Origin of the sequence: Bradyrhizobium sp. CCGUVB23 (assembly GCF_024199885.1) — a bacterium.
Classification (GTDB): domain Bacteria; phylum Pseudomonadota; class Alphaproteobacteria; order Rhizobiales; family Xanthobacteraceae; genus Bradyrhizobium.
This window is the reverse complement of sequence record NZ_JANADQ010000001.1, coordinates 8179060-8198957: the sequence shown is the minus strand read 5'-3', so window position 1 is coordinate 8198957 and position 19898 is coordinate 8179060. Positions and strand designations below refer to the sequence as shown.

The window sequence follows — 19898 nt, the reverse complement described above, 5'->3', positions numbered from 1 at the left end:
ATCTCTCACTGGATACGGCGCACAGCCTTCGCATTCAGGGCATCGATCCTGTCCTGCCAGAATGCGCTTGCGGTGCCGAAAACGTTGTAGCCGACGTGGGTGGAGACCTTGATGCGATCGAGGATCGAGAGTTCGGTCACCGTCTCCATGCGATTGGTGCTAGGATCGTAGACAATCAGCTTAAGCGGGGTCTGTTCGAGGATGTAGCGCGACACCGCGTGCGAACGGTCGCTGCCGTGCTCCTCGCAGATGATCACGCTGTCGCCTTCAAGAAGCCGCTTGCCGCCCTTGATGGCCTCGATCTCGACGCCCTCGACGTCGAGCTTGATCAGATACTTGCCGCCAGCCTCGACCTTGCCGTCATCGAGCAGATTGTCGAGCGCAATCACCGGCACTTCCTCGCCGCCCGCCGAGGGGGCGCCGGCGATGCTGAAGGCCTCGTGCTTGGTGCCGGACAGCCGCGCGGTACCGCGCTCGGCACCGATCGCGCATTTCATGGTCTCGAAACGGTTGCCGTTGATGCGGGCGTTGTTCGCAAGCTTCGGATAGTTCTGACCCGACGGCTCGATGGCGATCGCCTTGTGCGCGCCGAACGGCTTGCTCGACACCAGCACCGACCAGTAGCCGTAGTTCGCGCCGCAATCGAGCAGCGTGTAATCGACGTCGACGGAGTCCGCGAACAACAGCTCCAGTTCGTCCTCGTAATTGTAGGAGCGGTTGAGCAGCTTGCTCCAATAGCCGTCGCCGTAAGGGAATTCGAACACGGCGTCGGGGTTGAGCTTGATCGCGATGTTGCGGTCGGGCAGCGTTTTCCGCAGCAGGTTCGCGCAGGCGATGTAGCCCATATGCGAGAAGTGCGAGGAGATCTTCGATCCCGTCACCAGCGCCAAGGCAGCCGTCCGCTCCCACAGGTTGGCCCCTTCAAGGGCCCCCGAGCCGCGGTCAAACTGGATTGGCGCCTGCGCCATCACCGATCGACCTCTCCGAACACGATGTCGAGCGAGCCGAGGATGGCCGAGACGTCGGCGAGCAGATGGCCCCTGCAGATGTGATCCATAGCCTGCAGATGGGCAAATCCCGGCGCGCGGATCTTGCACTTGTAGGGCTTGTTGGTGCCGTCGGAGACGAGATAGACGCCGAACTCGCCCTTCGGCGCCTCGACCGAGGCATAGACCTCGCCCGCCGGCACGTGGACGCCTTCGGTGTAGAGCTTGAAGTGATGGATGAGCGCTTCCATCGAGCGCTTCATCTCGCCGCGGCGCGGCGGGAAGACCTTGTTGTCCTCGACCGCGACCGGCCCCTGCCCGTCCGGCGCCTTCAGCTTCTCGATGCACTGCCTCATGATCCGCACCGACTGGCGCATCTCTTCCATGCGGATCAGGTAGCGGTCGTAGCAGTCGCCATTCTTGCCTATCGGAACGTCGAATTCCATCTCGGCATAGCATTCATAGGGCTGCGCCTTGCGCAGGTCCCAGGCCGCGCCCGAGCCGCGCACCATCACGCCCGAAAAACCCCACTCCCAGGCTTCCTTCAGCGGCACCACGCCGATATCGACGTTACGCTGCTTGAAGATGCGGTTGGCGGTGAGCAGGCGGTCGAGGTCGTCGACCACTTTCAGGAACGGATCGCACCAGGCCTCGATGTCGTTGATCAGCTTGGGCGGCAGGTCCTGGTGCACGCCGCCGACGCGGAAAAAAGCTGCGTGCATACGGCTGCCCGAGGCGCGCTCGTAGAACACCATCAGCTTCTCGCGCTCTTCGAAGCCCCACAGCGGCGGGGTCAGCGCGCCGACGTCCATCGCCTGCGTGGTCACGTTGAGAAGATGCGAGAGGATGCGGCCGATCTCGCAATAGAGCACGCGGATCAACTGGCCGCGGCGCGGCACCTCAATGCCAAGCAGCTTTTCCGCCGCAAGGCAGAAAGCGTGCTCCTGGTTCATCGGCGCGACGTAGTCCAGGCGATCGAAATAAGGAATCGCCTGCAAGTACGTCTTCTGCTCGATCAGCTTTTCCGTGCCGCGGTGAAGCAGACCGATATGGGGATCGACGCGCGCGACGATTTCACCATCCAGTTCGAGCACGAGGCGCAACACGCCATGTGCCGCCGGATGCTGCGGACCAAAGTTGATGGTGAAATTACGGAGGTTCTCAGGTTGTTCGTTCATGATCAGACCTTCGGCCCCGCCTTCTCATCGCCGGGCAGCGGATAGTCCGCCCCTTCCCACGGCGACAGGAAATCAAACTTGCGGAATTCCTGGTTGAGCCGGACCGGCTCGTACACAACCCGCTTCTCCTGGTCGTCGTAGCGGACCTCGACGAAACCGGTGAGCGGGAAGTCCTTGCGTAGCGGGTGCCCCTCGAAACCATAATCGGTGAGGATGCGGCGCATGTCGGGATGGCCGACGAAGATCACGCCATAGAGGTCGTAGGTCTCGCGCTCGAACCAGTCGGCGCCGGGAAACACCTCGATCAGCGACGGCACCTGCGTGGTCTCATCGGCCTGCGCCTTGAGCCGGATCCGGGTGTTCAGGGTCGGCGACATCAGATGATAGACGACGTCGAAGCGCTTCTCGCGCGACGGGTAATCCACCGCCGTCACGTCGGTAAAGTTGACGAAGCGGCAGTTCGGATCGTCGCGGAGGTACTTAACCACCTCAACGATCTTGGCGGCCTCGACGTCCACCGTGAGCTGGTTGAAGGCCACCGCGTGACCGGTGGCGGCGCCCGGAAGCGCGCTAACGATCGTTTGCCCAAGGGCGTCGAGCTTGCCGTCGTCCATGACGTAAAACCTTAGCGTTCGATGGTGCCGGTGCGCCGGATCTTCTTTTGCAACAGCAGCACGCCATAGAGCAGCGCTTCCGCCGTGGGCGGGCAGCCCGGCACGTAGATGTCGATCGGCACGATGCGGTCGCAACCGCGCACGACCGAGTAGGAATAATGATAGTAGCCGCCGCCATTGGCGCAGGAGCCCATGGAGATGACGTAGCGCGGCTCTGGCATCTGGTCGTAGACCTTGCGCAGCGCCGGGGCCATCTTGTTGGTCAGGGTGCCTGCGACGATCATCACGTCGGACTGGCGCGGCGAGGCACGTGGCGCAAAGCCGAAGCGCTCGACGTCGTAGCGCGGCATCGAGACCTGCATCATCTCGACCGCGCAGCAGGCGAGACCGAAGGTCATCCACATCAGCGAGCCCGTGCGCGCCCAGGTGATCAGATCGTCTGTGGCCGCAACGAAGAAGCCCTTGTCGGACAGCTCGTGATTGACCTCGAGGAAGAACGGATCATTGGCTCCGACCGGCTTGCCGGTCGACGGGTCGAGAATGCCCTTGGGGGCCGGCGCTAGAACCGGACCGGAGGACTGTGTGGCAGGGTTCAATCCCATTCGAGTGCCCCTTTCTTCCATTCATAGGCAAACCCCACCGTCAGCACGGCGAGGAACACCACCATGGACCAGAAGCCTGTCGCACCAAGCTTGCCGAACGCTACCGCCCAGGGGAACAGGAACGCCACCTCGAGGTCGAAGATGATGAAGAGAATGGCGACCAGGTAGAAGCGGACGTCGAACTTCATCCGGGCGTCGTCGAAGGCGTTGAAACCGCACTCATACGCCGACAGCTTTTCCGGATCCGGCTGCTGGAACGCCACGATGAAGGGCGCGATCAGCAGCACGAGGCCAATCAGGCCCGCTACCCCTATAAAGACCACAAGTGGAAGATAGTTCTGCAGAATGCCGCTCATTGGCGAGCCCTTTTTCCCGCAAGCCTCGGGTGGCTCGCGGATTCGTCCCAATTTGGAATTGTTCTGAGCCTTAGCGCAGTGCACCAAAGGGTGCAAGACGCGCTGTTTTTAGGCCCTTTGCCGCCCCCAGAACAGTGGTAATCCCGGAATCGCCCCGCGGTTGGTATGGAGCAGAACGGCCGCCCCAGCAAGGGCATCCATGTCGGTCTCCCCGCCGTCGGCGGATGCTCCGCGCGGAGCACGTCGGACCGCGTCTCGGGGTGTCTAGGACGGCTTTGCTGTCCTGCCGCGGCGCAGCCAGGCCCAGGGAATGACGAGCACGGGAAAGCCGACCGTCACCCAAGCGACATATTTGCCGATCTCGCCCCAGAGCAGCGCCGCCAACAGGCCGATCGAGGTCGCCACCGCAATCAGAATCGGCGCGCCGAAGACCCGTATCCACGGACGCCAGCGGCCGGACGAGCCATGCATCATGACGGGACCGGGGCTCGTTTGGCGAATGCGTCGGCGCGGGCGGGTCCCCGCTTCCGCCGCCGCGCCAGCCAAAGGTAGAGGCCGCTGCCGATCACGATCATCGTGAGCACGTCGAGCGCGGCCCAGATCACCTTCAGCGGCATACCGCCATAGTCGCCGAAATGCAGCGGTTGCGAAATCAAGAGCGCCTGGAGATAGACCGGCAGCGCCCGGCTGTCGGCGACCTCCCCGGTCTCCCCGTCCAGCAGCACAGGCTTCAGCAGGCGCGCCGTAAGCGCGGTATCGCCGCGCATGAACGCCGCGAAATGGTGCGATGACGTGAACGGGGTGCCCGGGAAGGCGATGAAGGCGATGTCCATGCCGGGTGCGGCCGCCCTGGCGCGGGCGACGACGCCGTCAAGCGAGGCCAGACGCAGCGGCGGCGGCTTGCCGGCATAGGGCCCGACCATGCTCGCCAGTTCGGTCGCCTTCCATTGATCGAGCATCAGCTCGGCCCAGGTGTTGATCACACCGGTCAGCCCGACCACCAGCGCCCAGACAACCGTCACCACGCCGATCAGATTATGCCAGTCGAGCCAGACCACGCGGCGCGCGGCGGAAGCGCGGATGGTCGCAAAGCGCAGGCGGCGGGTGAACGGCCAGTACAGCACCACGCCGGAGATGATCGCGACCGCGAACATGAGCCCCATCGCGCCGAGAAACAGCTTTCCGGCCTGGCCGGCGAACATGTCCGTGTGCAGTTTGAGCACGATCAGCATCGGCCCGACGCCGACGGGTCCGAGCAGCCTGGCCGAGACCGCATCGACGGCACGCACGGTGGCATTGTCCGGCGGGCCGTCCGGCGCGCTATTGGTGAATGCGAACACGATCCCGGGTTCGTCCTTGTCCCAGGAGATATACTGCAGCACCCGCCCCGGATCGGCTGCAAGCGCGGCGTCGGCGACCTCCTGGGTGGTCGCACGCGCCGCGCCCGCATGAGCTTCGGGGCGGGGGGCATAGCCCAGAAGCTCATCGATCTCGTGATGGAAGATCAGCGGCAGGCCGGTCAGGCAGAGCAGGAGCAGGAACACGGTCGAGATCAGGCTGGTCCAGGTGTGGACCACGGACCAGACCCTGACGGTGCGCGCCTTCACGACGCGATCCCCTCGCCTGCCCTCACCATTTGTACGACACGCTGGCTGTGACGCGCCGGCGATCGCCGTAGAAGCAGGACGTCACCGACGCACAACTGGCGACATAGATCTTGTCGGTCACGTTGATCACGTTCAGCGCGGTGCGCCAATTCTGCCATTCGTAGTGAAGCGCGAGATCGCCGAGCACGACGGCGGGAACCTCGAGCGTGTTGGCGGTGTCAGCCCAGGACGAGCCGACATAGCGCACGCCCCCGCCGAAGCCGAACCCCGCCAGCGGTCCCTCCTTGAACGTGTAGTCGGCCCAGCCCGAGGCCAGGAGCTCAGGCGTGTTGGTCGGCGTCTTGCCGATTAGCGATGAATCGAGATCCTTGCTGGTGAAGAGATGATAGCTGGTGAAGGCGCCGATCAGCTTCAACTCCTTCGTGACATTGGCTACCGCCTCGAGCTCGATGCCGCGCGAGGTGACCTCGCCGGTCTGGTTCTGCAACAGCGCATTTGACGGATCGGTGGTCAGCGCGTTCTGACGCTTCAGGTCGAAGGCCGAGACCGTGAAGTAACCGTCGAACCACTTCGGCTGCACCTTCAGGCCGACCTCGACCTGCTTGCCGGTTTCCGGCAGGAGCAACTGGTTGTTGGCATTGAGGCCAATGACCGGATTGTAGCTCGTCGCATAGGACACGTAGGGCGCAAGGCCGTTGTCGAAATTGTAGATGAGGCCCGCGCGCCCGCTGAACCTGCTGTCATCGCGGCTGGCGACTATGGCCCCCGTGTCGCGAGCGGCCTGGGTCGTCTCGACCCAATCATTGCGGCCGCTCACCACGAGCGTGAAATTGCCGAGCTTGATCTGGTCCTGAAGGTAAGTGCCGGCCTGCTTCTGCGTGATTAGGAAGTTGCGGAACGGCCCGTTCGTAAATGGCACATTGAGACCGTAGACCGGACTGAAGACATTGATCGACGGCGTGGTGCCGAACTGGAACTGCTGGTAGTCGTCGATCTGGTAGCCCCGCAAATCGACGCCGAACAGCATCGTGTGCTTCAACAGGCCAGTGTCGAAACGATACTCCAACTGGTTGTCGAGATTGGCCTGGTTGGCGGTGTCCTTCGCATACCAATTGTAGCGCGCGATATCGCCCGTCGTGGCGTTGGAATAGCCGTTGGCGACGAGGCCGCGATAGGTCACGTCGACATGCGCAAACCGCGCATTCTGCCGGAAGGTCAGGCTGTCGTTGAGATTGCGCTCGAACTGATAGCCGAGCATCTCCTGCTCGCGCGTGAACTTGTCGATGCTGGGATCGCCGAGGAACGTGCTCGTCGGGATGCGGCCGAACGCTGCGTTGGTCACCGTGCCCTGATACGGCAGGAAGTTGATGCCGCGGGTATCCTGCTTCGACGCCGAAGCCAGGACGGTGAACGTCGTGTCGGCATCCGGTTTCCAGGTGACCGACGGCGCGATGAAGTAGTTGTTGTCGGGCGTGAAGTCGACCTGGGTGCCGCCGTTCTGGACCTGACCGACGACGCGATAGAACAGCTTTCCGTTCTCAGGGCTCGTCGCGACGGGACCACCGACATCGAAGCCGACATAGGCGTTGCCGAAATTGTTGACGCCGGTCTCGATGTAGCGGATCGGCTCGCTGGGCGGCATCTTGCTGATGACGTTGACGATGCCGCTCGGGCTCGAGCCGCCATAGAGCACTGCCGAGGGACCGCGCAGCACCTCGACGCGCTCCATGTTGAGGGGCTGGAGCTTCCAGCTTGCATAGGACGTGTAGAAGAGCTGCATGCCGTCGAGGAACAGGCCGACATCGTCGGATTTGAAGCCGCGGATCAGCCACCAGTCATTGCGGGTGTCGGCACCGAAGGTTCCGGCGCGCACGCCCGCCGAATAGCGCAGCACCTCATCCAGCTTGTTCGGCTTCTGGTCGCGGATCTCTTCGGCGCCGATGACCGACACCGATTGCGGCGTCTCCATGATCGGCGTGTTGGTCTTGGTGCCGGACGAGCTGCGGTTAGCGACATAGCCGTGGACCGGACCGCGCGGCGTCTCGACGAATCCGACGTTGCGCTCAGGCTGCGGCTTTCTCTCGCTCGCGCTCTGCGCCGCCGCGCGCGGCGTTCGACGCGGCGCCGCGGCGGCCGCGCGGCGGCGGGGCTCAGGCGAAGCCACGGTAACCGGCGGCAAGGCTTGCGCACCGCTCTGCGACGAGGATCCCGAGGATTGAGCGATCGAAACTTGCGGCAACAGCACCAAAGCGGACGCGGTCGCAAGTCCCGCCGACCGCAGCATTCCAAGACAGTTCAACGCACCACCCCAACCTGCAACGTTTGTTGTTCCATGCCGTCAGTGCGAATGACGACATGCGTTGCGGCGACGCTTAAGCGCGCGCGTGCGGGAAACCTAATTGAATACCTCTTAGAAAATTTCTTAGAGATCCTCCAAGAACTCTTCCAAAATGGGCGCTTCGAAAATCGGCGCGGCGATCAGTCGGGATCCTTTTCCGCCTCTAACATCGCTTCGGCGGTGACCGTCAGGTGATCGATCTGCACCAGCAGCGTATCGAGCTCGTCCTTGCTCAATTGCTCAAGCAGGCGCCGATTGCGCTCTTGCGCGCTGGCAACGATCGCGTCATGGGCGGCGAGTCCCGCCTTGGTCAGCGAGATCAGCACTTCGCGACTGTCGTGCGGATTGGCCGTTTTCGCGATCAGCTTGCGTGACGACAGGCCCGCGAGTGCGCGGCTGATCTGCCCCTTGTCCTGACCGACGGCTTCGGCGAGCCGCGCCACGCTCATCGGCGGACGCCGGCCGAGCGAGGCGACGAGACCGAACTCCACCGAATTCAGTCCGACGAGACGCTTGTAGCGGAGGATGGCGCCGCGCCTGAGCAGATTGGCGAGCACCATCAGCCGCGACGACAGCATCACGGTGATCGGTGCCGGCGGCGCCTCGTCCTCAACGTCAGGCGGCATTCGCCCGCCCCTGCTCGGCTTCTGGCTCATGCGCCACCTCTGCCAACAAACAAACGGCCTGCCAAGGGGCGCAAGGACCGGTGGTTAAAATGATTGTCAGAGGCATTCGCAAGATCGTTGACACTGTCATCGATCTATCGTTGACTGCCTCAACGGGCAAGAACACGACCTGGCGGCCGGCGAGCCGCAGGCGGGAGGAGCATCATGACCATCACCCAGCGGGATCGCGATCTCGGCACGGCCTACGCGATGCGGGAAGCAAGCACGCGCACCGAGCTGACTTCGGTCGCGCGCGGCACGCCGATGGGCGAACTGCTCCGCCGCTACTGGCACCCCGTCGGTCTCGTTAGTGACGCCACCCATACGCCCAGGAAAGTCCGCGCGCTCGGCGAGGACCTCGTCCTGTTCCGCGACAAGCACGGCCGGCCCGGCCTGCTGCACGCACGCTGCTGCCACCGCGGCACCACGCTGTATTACGGCAAGGTCGAGGAGGACGGCATCCGCTGCTGCTATCACGGCTGGAAGTTCGACGCGCAAGGCCACTGCCTCGAGCAACCCTGCGAGCCCGACGGCGGGCAGTTCAAGGACAAGGTGCGCCAGCCCTGGTATCCGGTCCAGGAACGCTACGGGCTGATCTTCGCCTATATGGGCCCCGCCGAGAAACGCCCGGTCCTGCCGGCTTATGAATGCCTGGAGACCATGGACGAGGGTGAACTCGTCGAGGCCGATGATTCCTCGATCGGCGGCGGGGGACCAGCCATCATCCCCTGCAACTGGCTCCAGCATTTCGAGAACGTGGTCGATCCCTACCACGTGCCGGTGCTGCACGGCTCGTTCTCGGGCCCGCAATTCACCAACATGATGGCCTCGATGCCGGAGGTGAAGTTCGAGAAATCGCCGCGCGGGGTCCTCGTGCGTTCGGAGCGCAAGCAGGACGACGGCAAGGTGTTTTACCGCGTCAGCGAGGCGGCGCTGCCGACCTTACGCGTCGTGCCGAACCCGCGCGTCGCGCAGTTCGCCCGCGTCGAATCGATCGGCTGGGTGCTCCCGATCGACGACATTTCTTTCCGCATTTATGTCGCCGGCCGAGTGAAGAATGCCGGCGACATCGGCCGCATGCGCTCGAAGTTCAACGGAAAATTCTGGTGGGACATGAGTGAGGCCGAGCACCAGCAGTTTCCCGGCGACTATGAGGCTCAGGTCGGCCAGGGCCCGGTGACCATCCACTCCGAGGAGCATTTTGGCCAGAGCGACCGCGGCATCCTGATGATCCGGCGCATGCTGACCGATCAACTCGAGGCACTCGCCGCAGGCCGCGACCCGATCGGAGTCTCCTTCGATCGCAGCGCGCCGCCGGTCGCATTCGAAGCAGGGAATTACATCCGCGACGCCTAGACGAGACGTACCAACGACAACAAAATAGACGTATCGGGGGAAGCGATGGTCGATGTGACGTCAGACGTGCCGACGCCGGCGGCCGCCGCCGCAAAGCCGTCCGCGCGGCGCTATTACGTGCTGGGCCTGCTCACCATCATCTACGCGCTGAACTTCCTCGATCGCACCATCTTCAACGTCCTGATCGAGCCGATCAAGAAGGAGTTTCAACTCAGCGACACCATGATGGGTCTTTTGGCTGGCTTCGGCTTCGCGCTGTTCTATTCCCTGCTCGGCATTCCCATCGCGCGCATGGCCGACCGGCTGAACCGGCGCAACATCGTCGCGCTCGCCTTCGCGTTCTGGAGCGCGATGACGGCGCTGTGCGGTATGGCCACGAGCGTGACCTCGCTGGCGCTTGCCAGGATTGGCGTCGGCATCGGCGAATCCGCAGGCTCGCCGGCCTCGCAATCGATCGTCGCCGATCTCTTTGCCAAGAATGAGCGGCCCCGCGCGCTCGGCATCTATGCCATCGGCACCTATCTCGGCGTGTTCCTCGGCTATTTCGTCGGCGGCTATGTCAACCAGCACTATGGATGGCGCATGGCCTTCTACGTCGCGGGCCTGCCCGGCATCCTCCTTGCCGCCGTCTTGTGGCTGACGATCTCCGAGCCGAAGCGCGGCGCCATGCAGGAAACGTTCACGCCCGAGCCGCTCGGACCGACGCTGCGCTTTCTCGCCTCCCAGCAGAGCTTCATCGTCGTGCTGATCGGCTTCTGCCTCACGACCTATACGAATTACGCAACCGCGGCGTGGATCCCGCCGTTCCTGGCGCGCGTGCACCATTTGTCGAGCGCCGAGATCGGCACCTATGCAGGGACCTTCAAGGGGCTCGCCGGGATGGCGGGCACGCTGCTCGGCGGCTTCGTGGTGGCGCAGGTCAGCCGCCGCGACGATCGCTGGAAGCTGTGGGCACCCGCGGTGACTTCGGGGCTGGCCGGCCCCGTGTTCGCGCTGTGCATGCTGACGCAGGATTTCGCGACCATGGTCGCGATGCTGGCGCTGACCTCGTTCCTGGTCGGCTTTCATCTCGGGCCGATCTTTGCGATCGCGCAGACGGTGGCAAAGCCCAGCATGCGGGCGCTCGCCTCGGCCCTCATTGCCCTGACCGCAACCTGCTTCGGCCAGGGGCTTGGCCCGCTCATCGTCGGCGTGATCAACGACGCGCTGAAAGCCGGCTTCGGCGCGGACGCCGTCCGCTACTCCCTGCTGTCGGCGGCGGTCACGACCACCGTGGGTGCCCTCCTCTTCCTGCGGGCTGCCCGGACGATCCGGACCGATATTGCCCGGGCGGCGGCCTGAAACGGCCCTCCGGACGAAACCTGGCAAATGAAACCATTTTGCCGAAGGCGCGAAACCATCCGGAAACAGATCGTCCTTAGAAGGTGGGCCAACAGACGGGCGGGAAAGCCCGTCGGGAGGCCCAGATGAACCACTCCATTCACTCTGCCGATCGTGCGACACACCTGAAGATCGTGGTGGTGGCGCTGGTGGCCGGTATCGCAGTGGCAGCCTTCGGGATCGCGGCGCGGACCAGCGTCGACCTCAGCGAGACCGCCCAGGCCACCCACACGATCAAGGCCGGCAAGCCGGTGGTGGTGACGAGCTCGGGTACGTCGGAGATCCGGTAAGGAAAAAGGTCCGTTTCGGACAGACGCCAAGGCCGCCTCCGGGCGGCTTTTTCGTTTGCGGCGTTTTGTGGAGAATTTAGGGCTAAGCCATTGATTCAATGGCGCGAGAGACGGGGCTCGAACCCGCGACCTCCGGCGTGACAGGCCGGCGCTCTAACCAACTGAGCTACTCCCGCGTGCTGGGCAAAGCCATGCGGAACGAGGGGGACTTAAAGGCGCGATCTGGTGAAGTCAAGGACGTTGCGCCTCTCCCGTAAACATCGGGTGTTTCTGCGAGACTTCACCGAATCCAGCCCCGGATGCCAACGTCAAGCCGGGTCCCGAATCGTCGGGCGGCAGGAAGCCGCCCAATCCCCGCGCGGACGGGCCGCCCGCCACCGGGGGAACTTCTGGAATCGATCCGAGGCCTACGCTTCATTAAGCCTGATCACGCCTCCTTGCGCGGCGACACGCGGTCCCCGGAATGACGCTTTTCTGGTATACCGCCAGCTCATCCGACTCCGGCGGTTACGAGAAGAAATGCCCCTCACCTTTACCCACACCGTGACCGAGCGCTTCCTGCGCTACGTCACCATCGACACCCAGTCCGATCCCGAATCCCCCACATCGCCCTCGACCGAGAAGCAGAAGGATCTCGGCCGCGTGCTCGTCACCGAGCTCAGGGAGATGGGCGTCGAAGACGCCCATCTCGACGACTACGGCTATGTCTATGCGACGATCCCGTCCAACACCGACAAGAAGGTGCCGGTGATCTGCTTCTGCTCGCACATGGACACCTCGCCCGACTGCTCGGGCAAGGACGTCAAGCCGCAGGTCGTGAAGAATTATCGCGGCGGCGACATCACGCTGTCAGCCGATCCCACCCAGGTGATCCGCTTCGCCGAGCATCCCGCGCTCAAGAACCAGATCGGCAACGACATCGTCACCACCGATGGCACGACGCTGCTGGGCGCCGACAACAAGGCCGGCGTTGCCGAGATCATGGATGCCGCGCATTTCTTCATCAACAATCCCGACGTGAAGCACGGCACCATCAAGATCCTGTTCACGCCCGATGAAGAAATCGGCCGCGGCGTCGACAATGTCGATCTCAAGAAGCTCGGGGCCGACTTCGGTTACACCATGGACGGCGAAAGCGCCGGCAGCGTCGAGGATGAGACCTTCTCGGCCGATGGCGCGACCATCACCATCACCGGCGTCAGCGCCCATCCCGGTTACGCCAAGGGCAAGATGGAGCATGCGATCAAGATCGCAGCCGCTATCGTCGAGCGCCTGCCCAGGGAAGGCTGCTCGCCCGAGACCACCTCGGGCAAGCAGGGCTTTCTGCATCCGATCGGCATCTCCGGCGCGCTGGAGCAGGCCACGCTCTCCTTCATCGTGCGCGACTTCACCGAGGAAGGGTTGAAGGAGAAGGAGACGCTGCTCGAGGGTATCGTCAAGGATGTCATGAAAGACTATCCGCGCTCGACCTACAAGTTCGAGGTGCGCGAGCAGTACCGCAACATGAAGCAGGTGATCGACCGTCACCCGCATATCCTCGAATACGCGATCGAAGCGATCCGCCGCGCCGGGCTACGCCCGATGCGCACAGCGATCCGCGGCGGCACCGACGGCTCGCGCCTCTCCTTCATGGGCCTGCCCTGCCCCAACATTTTTGCCGGCGAGCACGCGTTTCACTCGCGGCTGGAATGGGTCAGCCGGCAGGACATGGAGAAGGCAGTGCAGACCATCGTGCATCTCGCGATGATCTGGGAGGAACGGGCGTAGGCCGTTCGGCCTTGGATGCGGCCACGACGATTGCTGTCGGGTGCTGGGACGACCGGACTTACGACCGGCCCTGGAGTTCATCGCGAATGCAGCTTGAATCGACTCTCACCTGTCCGGAATGCGGCCATCGCATGCGCGAGGCCATGCCGACGGACGCCTGCCAGTTCTTCTATGACTGCAAGAGCTGCGGCAGGAGGCTGAAACCGAAGGTGGGCGATTGCTGCGTATTCTGCTCGTTCGGATCGGTCCCCTGTCCACCCGTCCAGGCGGGTGACTGCTGTTCCTAAGCCATGATCCGGACCCGAAGGGCCGCGTTAGCGCAAAATGCGAAGCGGTTATCATGCTCAAACAATGACCTAAAGTGCGATGACGATTCATCCAAATCTCATCGCGCCTTAGACCGCGCCAAGCGTCCGAGGATCTCGCATGGGCTTCTACCAGGACAGGATCGTGCCTTGGCTGACGCATCTGGCGATGCGCCAGGCCCAACTCGTGCCGTATCGAACACGCGTTGCCTCCGGCGCGACCGGCCGCGTGCTCGAGATCGGAATTGGTCCCGGGCTCAATCTCGCGTTCTACGGGCCTGATGTGACCGAGGTCATCGGCCTTGATCCGTCACCAAAGCTTCTGGAGATCGCGCGCGATGCCAGCCGAAAGAGCATGGCACCGCTCGAGCTGATCGAAGGCTCGGCGGAGGCAATTCCGCTGGAGAATTCGAGCGTGGACACGGTGGTGACGACCTGGACCATGTGCAGCATCCCGGACGTCAGTCGCGCATTGTTGGAAGCGCGGCGCGTCCTGAGGCCTGGCGGAAAGTTCCTGTTCGTCGAGCATGGCCGCGCGCCGGAGCCGCGCGTGCAATGGTGGCAGGATCGTTTGACCCCGCCCTGGAAGCGCCTCTCGGGCGGCTGCCATCTCAATCGCGCCATTGCCGACCTGATCGGCAGCAACGGATTCGCCGTCGAAGACCTCCATCTCGGCTATGCACCGGGACCGAAACCGATGGCATTCATGTATGAAGGGCAGGCAGCGCCGCGCTGACCACGTTTGTCGACATCGTGATGTCGCCCCGGTTTACAGGTTCCGCAACGACGTGCAACAAACGCGCATGCACCCAAAACGGTTCATCAACGGCCTGGTTATGCTGCTCGTCGCGGTCGGGCTTCTGCTCTCGCCGCTGTCGACGCCGGCATCTGCCATGCCGGTGTCCGGCGGCGCCGGCAATATCATGCAGGTGATGTCGGATGACATGCAGGCTGTGTCCGAAGAAATGCCCTGCTGCCCGGACCAGACCAAGAGCAAGAACTGCGACACCTGTCCGTTCGTGGCGCTGTGCATGCTGAACCTCACGCTCCCCGCTCCTTCCGGAGCGAGCTCGCTTATCGAGCGGCATCCGCGGCGGAACGCGCTTGCGCCGCGCGATGATCTCCTGCGCGATGGGCTCGCGGCAAAGCCCCCCGACCATCCTCCTCGAACCGACGTCTGACCGGCGCGGAAGCGCCTGATCGCTGACGCGTGCCTGCAGAGGCACGCGCATCGTCGCATGCCGCCTTGCTGCACGTCGCAGTGGCGGCTCACCAGACCTATCGAGGAATTGAATTCATGACGACTTCCAACGTTGCGCGCGCCGCTAAGGCTGCGCTGATCGGTGCTGCCTTCGCAGGAACCACCCTGACGGCACATGCCGAAATCAAGAACTACGAATTCCAGCTCGTTCAGCCGACCGTCAAGGCCGGCGCCGATCGCATTGTCACGGTGCGGCTGGTCGACAAGACTACCGGCAAGGCGGTGCCCGACGCGGTGATCTTCGCCAGCCGGCTCGACATGGCCCCGGACGGCATGCAGGAGATGGTCACCAAGGTCACGGCAATGCCGGGCACGGAGCCGGGGACCTACCGGTTCAAGGCCAATTTTGGCATGGCCGGACGCTGGCAGCTTTCGCTCGGCGCCAAGGTGCAGGGCGAAACCGGCACGGTGGAAAACAAGCTCGTCGTTACGGCCGAGAAATGACCCGCCTCGCCGCCATGGGCACTGCCGCTGCGATTCTCGCAGCGGCAGGTGTCGCGCTGTTGGCCGGCATCGGTGCGCGCCCGCAGTTCGACGCCGACCACCTTTCATCCGCCGCGCGCGCGGCAGATGCGGGCGCACCGATCTATTTCCGGGATCCGGACGGCAAGCCGTTCTACTCGCTCACGCCAAAGAAGACGCCGGATGGCCGCGACTACCGCGCCGTGCCTGCCGGCGCGGATATCAGCTTCGACGAGCCCGATCAGCCTTCGGACACGAAGGCTGCCGACGCCAACAGCGATCATACGAGCGATCGCAAGATCAAATATTACCGCAACCCGATGGGCCTGCCCGACACCTCGCCGGTGCCGAAGAAGGACTCGATGGGGATGGACTACATCTCGGTCTACGAGGATGACGACAGCGACGACGGGACGGTCAAGCTGTCGCCGGGCAAGATCCAGCGCACAGGCGTCAAATCCGAGCCGGTCGTGCAGCACCCCGTCAAGTCGGTGATCCGCGCACCGGGAAGAGTTCAGGAAGACGAGCGGCGCGTTTCAGTGGTCGCCCTGCGCTTCGAGGGATTCGTCGAAAGCGTCGCGAACGTCACAACTGGGGACCATGTCCATAAGGGGCAGCCGCTCATGAACGTGTACAGCCCGGCGCTATCCAGTGCTGCGGCCGAATATCTTTCCGCCATTAATGCCGGCGCAACCGGCCAAGCGCTCAAGGGTGCCCGCCGCAGACTGGAAAATCTCGCTACGCCGGAGTCGGCCATCAGGGAGCTCGAACGCACGCGCGAAATCTCGCTATCCATCCCCTGGATCGCTCCGCAGGAAGGCGAAATACTCGAGCGTAACGCGGTAAACGGGATGCGCGCGGGACCGGGCGACGTTCTTTTCAGGATCGCCGATCACCGCCTGGTCTGGGTCGTCATCGACGTCGCGGAACGCGATCTCAGTCAGGTTTCCGTTGGAAGCAACGTGACGATCAGGCCGCGCGCTCTGGCTGACCGGACTTTCACCGGAGTGGTGGCGCTGATCTATCCGCACCTGAACGCACAGACCCGCACCGCTCGCATCCGTGTCGAAGTACCAAATCCGGATGAGGTGTTGCGGCCCGAAATGTATGTCGACGCGGAGATTCAAACTGGCACACCCGGCCCGGTCCTGGCCGTGCCGGAAGGTGCTGTCCTCGACAGCGGCACGCGCCAAGCCGTCCTGATTGACAAGGGCGATGGCCGCTTCGAGCCGCGCGAGGTCAAGCTCGGCCGTCGCGGGGGTGGCTTCGTTGAAATCACCGATGGTGTCACCGCAGGCGAATTAGTCGTCACCTCGGCCAACTTCCTGATCGACGCCGAGAGCAACCTGAAAGCCGCGCTCAAGGGATTTACCGAGCCTGGCAAGGCGCAAGGTACCGATCCCTCCGACGACAAGACCGTGGGAGGCAAGCCATGATCGCGCGCGTCATCGCATGGTCGGCGCGCAACCTGCTCCTTGTGCTGTTCGGCACGGGCTTCGCCGCCGCTGCAGGCCTCTATGCGCTGATCCACCTGCCGCTGGACGCCATTCCCGACCTCTCCGACACCCAGGTGATCGTCTACACGGAATATCCCGGACAGGCGCCCCAGGTGATCGAGGATCAGGTCACCTATCCCCTCACCACCGCGATGCTGACGGTACCGAAATCGAAGGTGGTGCGCGGATTCTCCTTCTTCGGTGTCTCCTTCGTTTACGTCATCTTCGAGGACGGGACCGACATCTACTGGGCGCGCTCGCGGGTGCTGGAATTCCTCAACAGCGCAGCGCCCCGGCTGCCCGCCGGCGTTACGCCAACGATCGGCCCGGACGCGACAGGCGTCGGCTGGGTCTACCAATACGCCGTGATGTCCAAGGAGCTGAACCTCGCGGACACCAGGACAATCCAGGACTGGAATCTGAAATTCGCGCTCGCCAAGGCCGAAGGCGTCGCGGAGGTCGCAAGCGTCGGCGGCTTCGTGAAGCAGTACAACGTCATCCTCGATCCACAGCGCATGCGCGATCTCGGCATCACCATGCAGAAGATGCGCGACGCCATCCGCGCCAGCAATGCCGACGTCGGCGGGCGCACCGTCGAGCTCTCCGAATTCGAGTATGTCATTCGCGGCAAAGGCTACCTCAAGAGTATCAACGATCTCGGCAACATCGTGTTGAAGGCGGAGAACGGAACGCCCGTACTCTTGCACGACGTCGCCCGCGTCGAGCTCGGGCCGGACGAGCGCCGTGGCATCGCCGAGCTCAACGGCGAGGGCGAGGTGGCGAGCGGCATCGTGCTCCAGCGCTTCGGCATGAACGCGCTCGACGTGATCGAGAGCGTCAAGAAGCGGTTCAAGGAAATCGCGACCAGCCTGCCGAAATCGGTCGAGATCGTCCCGGTCTACGATCGCTCGAATCTCATCAAGGCGGCGATCGAGACGCTCAGGCACACGCTCGTCGAAGAGAGCATCGTGGTGGCGCTGGTCTGCATCGCGTTCCTGCTGCACGTCCGCAGCGCCCTCGTCGCCATCCTGATGCTTCCTGTCGGCGTGCTTATGGCATTTGGGGCCATGAAGCTGCTCGGGATCGGCTCCAACATCATGAGCCTCGGCGGCATCGCCATCGCGATCGGCGCCATGATCGACGCCGCCATCGTCATGATCGAGAATGCGCACAAGCATCTGGAGCGCGCCGAGCCCGGCCGCTCGCGCGTCGCGATCCTCATCGACGCAGCATCGGAGGTGGGCCCGGCGCTGTTCTTCAGCCTCCTCATTATCACCGCGTCGTTCATGCCGATCTTCACGCTGGAGCAGCAGGAAGGTCGGCTTTTCAGCCCGCTCGCCTTCACCAAGACCTTTGCGATGGCGGCGGCGGCGCTGCTGTCCGTCACGCTGGTGCCGGCGCTCATGGTGATTTTCGTCCGCGGCAGGATCATCCCGGAGCACAGAAATCCGATCAACCGCTTCCTGATTTTCATTTATCGCCCGGTGATCAAGGGGGTATTGCGCGCCAAGATAGTGGTGATCCTGCTCGCGATCGGCGTGCTCGCCGCCTCGATCTGGCCGGCGCGGCAACTCGGCACCGAATTCATGCCGAACCTAAACGAGGGTACCCTGCTCTATATGCCGACCACCCTGCCGGGGATTTCGGTGACCAAGGCGGCCGAACTGATGCAAACCCAGGACCGGATCATCCGCTCGTTCCCTGAGGTCGCCTCGGTCTACGGCAAGGCCGGCCGCGCGGCCACCGCGACCGATCCCGCGCCGCCAGAGATGTTCGAGACTGTGGTCAATCTCAAGCCGAAGGAGCAGTGGCGCGCTGGGGTGACGATCGACAGCCTAATCGCCGAGATGGACAAGGCGCTGCTATTTCCCGGCGTATCCAACGCCTGGACCATGCCGATCAAGGCGCGCATCGACATGCTCTCCACCGGCATCCGCACGCCGATCGGCGTCAAGGTCATCGGCACCGACCTTGCCGGCATCGACAAGCTTGCCCGGCAGGTCGAGCAGGTGCTGAAGGCGGTCCCCGGCACCTCTTCGGCCTACGCCGAGCGCGGCCTCGGCGGCTACTACCTCGAAATCACGCCGAACCGGGAGGCGCTGTCGCGCTACGGCATCATGGTGCAGGACGTGCAGGACACAATCGCGACCGCGCTCGGCGGCCAAACCGTGACGACGACCGTGGAGGGCCGACAGCGCTTCACCGTCAACATGCGCTATCCGCGCGATCTTCGTGACAATCCGAAGGCGATCGAGAGCGACATCCTCGTCCCGATGCCGGCCGGCGGCGCCGTCCCGCTCGGCGAGGTTGCAAGCGCCACGCCCGCGCGCGGGCCGACATCGATCCGGACCGAGAACGGGCAACTCGCGACCTACATCTATGTCGACATCCGCGACCGCGACCTCGGCGGCTACGTCGCTGATGCACAGCGCGCGGTGCAGGCGAGCATCCAGTTTCCAGCAGGCTCTTACGTGGTCTGGAGCGGACAGTACGAATATCTGGAACGCGCCACTGCGCGGCTCAAGATCGTCGTGCCGGTGACGCTGCTGATCATCTTTCTCCTGCTCTACCTCAACTTCCGCTTGGTCACCGAGACCATGATCGTCATGCTCTCACTGCCGTTCGCCCTCGTGGGCGGCCTCTGGCTGATGTGGTGGCTCGGCTTCAACCTCTCCGTCGCGGTCGCCGTCGGCTTCATCGCCCTTGCAGGCGTGGCCGCCGAGACCGGTGTCGTCATGCTGATCTATCTCAACCAGGCTTTCGCTAAAACCACGGCGCACTGCGCCCGCGAGCGTCGCACAATGACCCGCAACGATCTCTACGCGGCGATCATGGAAGGCGCGGTCGAGCGCGTCCGGCCCAAGATGATGACGGTGGTGGCGATCATGGCCGGGCTCCTGCCGATCATGTGGAGCACCGGCACGGGCTCCGAGATCATGCAGCGCATCGCGGTCCCCATGATCGGGGGCATGATCTCGTCGACGCTGCTGACGCTGATCGTGATCCCCGCGATCTTCGGATTGATCAAGGGATTTGGGCTGCCGTCCGGCGGCGGCGGAAACGTGCAGCCGCCAATCGATATCGCGGATGCTACGCTGCTAACTCCAGAACCTGAACAGAGGCGCCGAGCCGCGCCTGTTCCGATACCGACCGGCCATGCGATCGGCGGCGTCGCACGATGAAGCCGGCCCCTGACCTTCGATTCATCCACGATCAAGGCTGGCCGGTCCCCGCC

19 protein-coding genes and 1 tRNA gene are annotated in these 19898 nt (G+C 63.7%); 10 read left to right on the top strand and 10 right to left on the bottom strand.

Annotation, left to right across the window (positions count from 1 at the left end; all coding sequences use genetic code 11):
- Positions 1–5: 5 nt before the first annotated feature.
- From NLN62_RS38195 to NLN62_RS38155, 9 genes are all read right to left on the bottom strand, one after another.
- On the bottom strand, positions 6–968 hold the full coding sequence (locus NLN62_RS38195; protein WP_254112165.1) for an FkbM family methyltransferase: 963 nt from the start codon (positions 966–968) through the stop codon (positions 6–8).
- The gene (locus NLN62_RS38190; protein ID WP_254112164.1) at positions 968–2164 is read right to left on the bottom strand and encodes an NADH-quinone oxidoreductase subunit D; all 1197 of its coding nucleotides are present in this window, start codon (positions 2162–2164) and stop codon (positions 968–970) included. Before NLN62_RS38190 ends, NLN62_RS38195 begins: the two co-directional genes overlap by 1 nt.
- Before the next feature lie 2 nt (positions 2165–2166).
- Complete coding sequence (locus NLN62_RS38185; protein WP_027523795.1) at positions 2167–2778, bottom strand: NADH-quinone oxidoreductase subunit C; 612 nt, start codon at positions 2776–2778, stop codon at positions 2167–2169.
- Positions 2779–2789: 11 nt separating this feature from the next.
- Complete coding sequence (locus tag NLN62_RS38180; protein WP_027523794.1) at positions 2790–3380, bottom strand: NADH-quinone oxidoreductase subunit B family protein; 591 nt, start codon at positions 3378–3380, stop codon at positions 2790–2792.
- Positions 3371–3736, bottom strand: coding sequence for an NADH-quinone oxidoreductase subunit A (locus NLN62_RS38175; RefSeq protein WP_008136158.1), 366 nt, complete (start codon positions 3734–3736; stop codon positions 3371–3373). Before NLN62_RS38175 ends, NLN62_RS38180 begins: the two co-directional genes overlap by 10 nt.
- A 264-nt stretch (positions 3737–4000) precedes the next feature.
- Positions 4001–4210, bottom strand: coding sequence for a hypothetical protein (locus NLN62_RS38170; protein WP_254112163.1), 210 nt, complete (start codon positions 4208–4210; stop codon positions 4001–4003).
- Positions 4207–5343, bottom strand: coding sequence for a PepSY domain-containing protein (locus NLN62_RS38165; RefSeq protein WP_254112162.1), 1137 nt, complete (start codon positions 5341–5343; stop codon positions 4207–4209). The genes NLN62_RS38170 and NLN62_RS38165 overlap by 4 nt, the downstream gene beginning before the upstream one ends.
- A gap of 22 nt (positions 5344–5365) precedes the next feature.
- Positions 5366–7627, bottom strand: coding sequence for a TonB-dependent siderophore receptor (locus tag NLN62_RS38160; protein ID WP_254112161.1), 2262 nt, complete (start codon positions 7625–7627; stop codon positions 5366–5368).
- A gap of 194 nt (positions 7628–7821) precedes the next feature.
- Positions 7822–8337: a MarR family transcriptional regulator gene (locus NLN62_RS38155; RefSeq protein ID WP_027523792.1), complete on the bottom strand. Its 516-nt coding sequence runs from the start codon at positions 8335–8337 to the stop codon at positions 7822–7824.
- 174 nt (positions 8338–8511) lie between these two features.
- Here NLN62_RS38155 and NLN62_RS38150 point away from each other — a divergent pair, with 174 nt between their 5' ends.
- The 3 genes from NLN62_RS38150 to NLN62_RS38140 all read left to right on the top strand — a co-directional run bounded on the left by NLN62_RS38150 (position 8512) and on the right by NLN62_RS38140 (position 11372).
- Positions 8512–9702: an aromatic ring-hydroxylating dioxygenase subunit alpha gene (locus NLN62_RS38150; protein ID WP_254112160.1), complete on the top strand. Its 1191-nt coding sequence runs from the start codon at positions 8512–8514 to the stop codon at positions 9700–9702.
- 45 nt (positions 9703–9747) lie between these two features.
- Positions 9748–11043: an MFS transporter gene (locus tag NLN62_RS38145; protein ID WP_027523790.1), complete on the top strand. Its 1296-nt coding sequence runs from the start codon at positions 9748–9750 to the stop codon at positions 11041–11043.
- Between the two features lie 125 nt (positions 11044–11168).
- Complete coding sequence (locus NLN62_RS38140; protein WP_254112159.1) at positions 11169–11372, top strand: hypothetical protein; 204 nt, start codon at positions 11169–11171, stop codon at positions 11370–11372.
- A 99-nt stretch (positions 11373–11471) separates the two neighbouring features.
- On the opposite strand, the gene NLN62_RS38135 is transcribed toward NLN62_RS38140, so the two are convergent.
- Positions 11472–11548 (bottom strand) — tRNA-Asp (locus tag NLN62_RS38135).
- Positions 11549–11891: 343 nt separating this feature from the next.
- Here NLN62_RS38135 and pepT point away from each other — a divergent pair.
- From pepT to NLN62_RS38100, 7 genes are all read left to right on the top strand, one after another.
- Positions 11892–13139, top strand: a complete 1248-nt coding sequence (pepT, locus tag NLN62_RS38130) for a peptidase T (protein ID WP_027527432.1) — start codon at positions 11892–11894, stop codon at positions 13137–13139.
- Positions 13140–13225: 86 nt separating this feature from the next.
- Entirely contained in the window at positions 13226–13426 is a 201-nt protein-coding gene (locus NLN62_RS38125) for a GDCCVxC domain-containing (seleno)protein (RefSeq protein ID WP_254112158.1), read from the top strand.
- A gap of 139 nt (positions 13427–13565) precedes the next feature.
- Complete coding sequence (locus NLN62_RS38120) at positions 13566–14180, top strand: class I SAM-dependent methyltransferase (RefSeq protein ID WP_254112157.1); 615 nt, start codon at positions 13566–13568, stop codon at positions 14178–14180.
- A 67-nt stretch (positions 14181–14247) separates the two neighbouring features.
- Positions 14248–14625: a hypothetical protein gene (locus NLN62_RS38115; protein ID WP_254112156.1), complete on the top strand. Its 378-nt coding sequence runs from the start codon at positions 14248–14250 to the stop codon at positions 14623–14625.
- A 116-nt stretch (positions 14626–14741) separates the two neighbouring features.
- Positions 14742–15149, top strand: coding sequence for a FixH family protein (locus tag NLN62_RS38110; protein ID WP_027527435.1), 408 nt, complete (start codon positions 14742–14744; stop codon positions 15147–15149).
- On the top strand, positions 15146–16603 hold the full coding sequence (locus NLN62_RS38105) for an efflux RND transporter periplasmic adaptor subunit (RefSeq protein WP_027527436.1): 1458 nt from the start codon (positions 15146–15148) through the stop codon (positions 16601–16603). The genes NLN62_RS38110 and NLN62_RS38105 overlap by 4 nt, the downstream gene beginning before the upstream one ends.
- On the top strand, positions 16600–19845 hold the full coding sequence (locus NLN62_RS38100; RefSeq protein WP_254112155.1) for an efflux RND transporter permease subunit: 3246 nt from the start codon (positions 16600–16602) through the stop codon (positions 19843–19845). The genes NLN62_RS38105 and NLN62_RS38100 overlap by 4 nt, the downstream gene beginning before the upstream one ends.
- Positions 19846–19898: the final 53 nt, after the last annotated feature.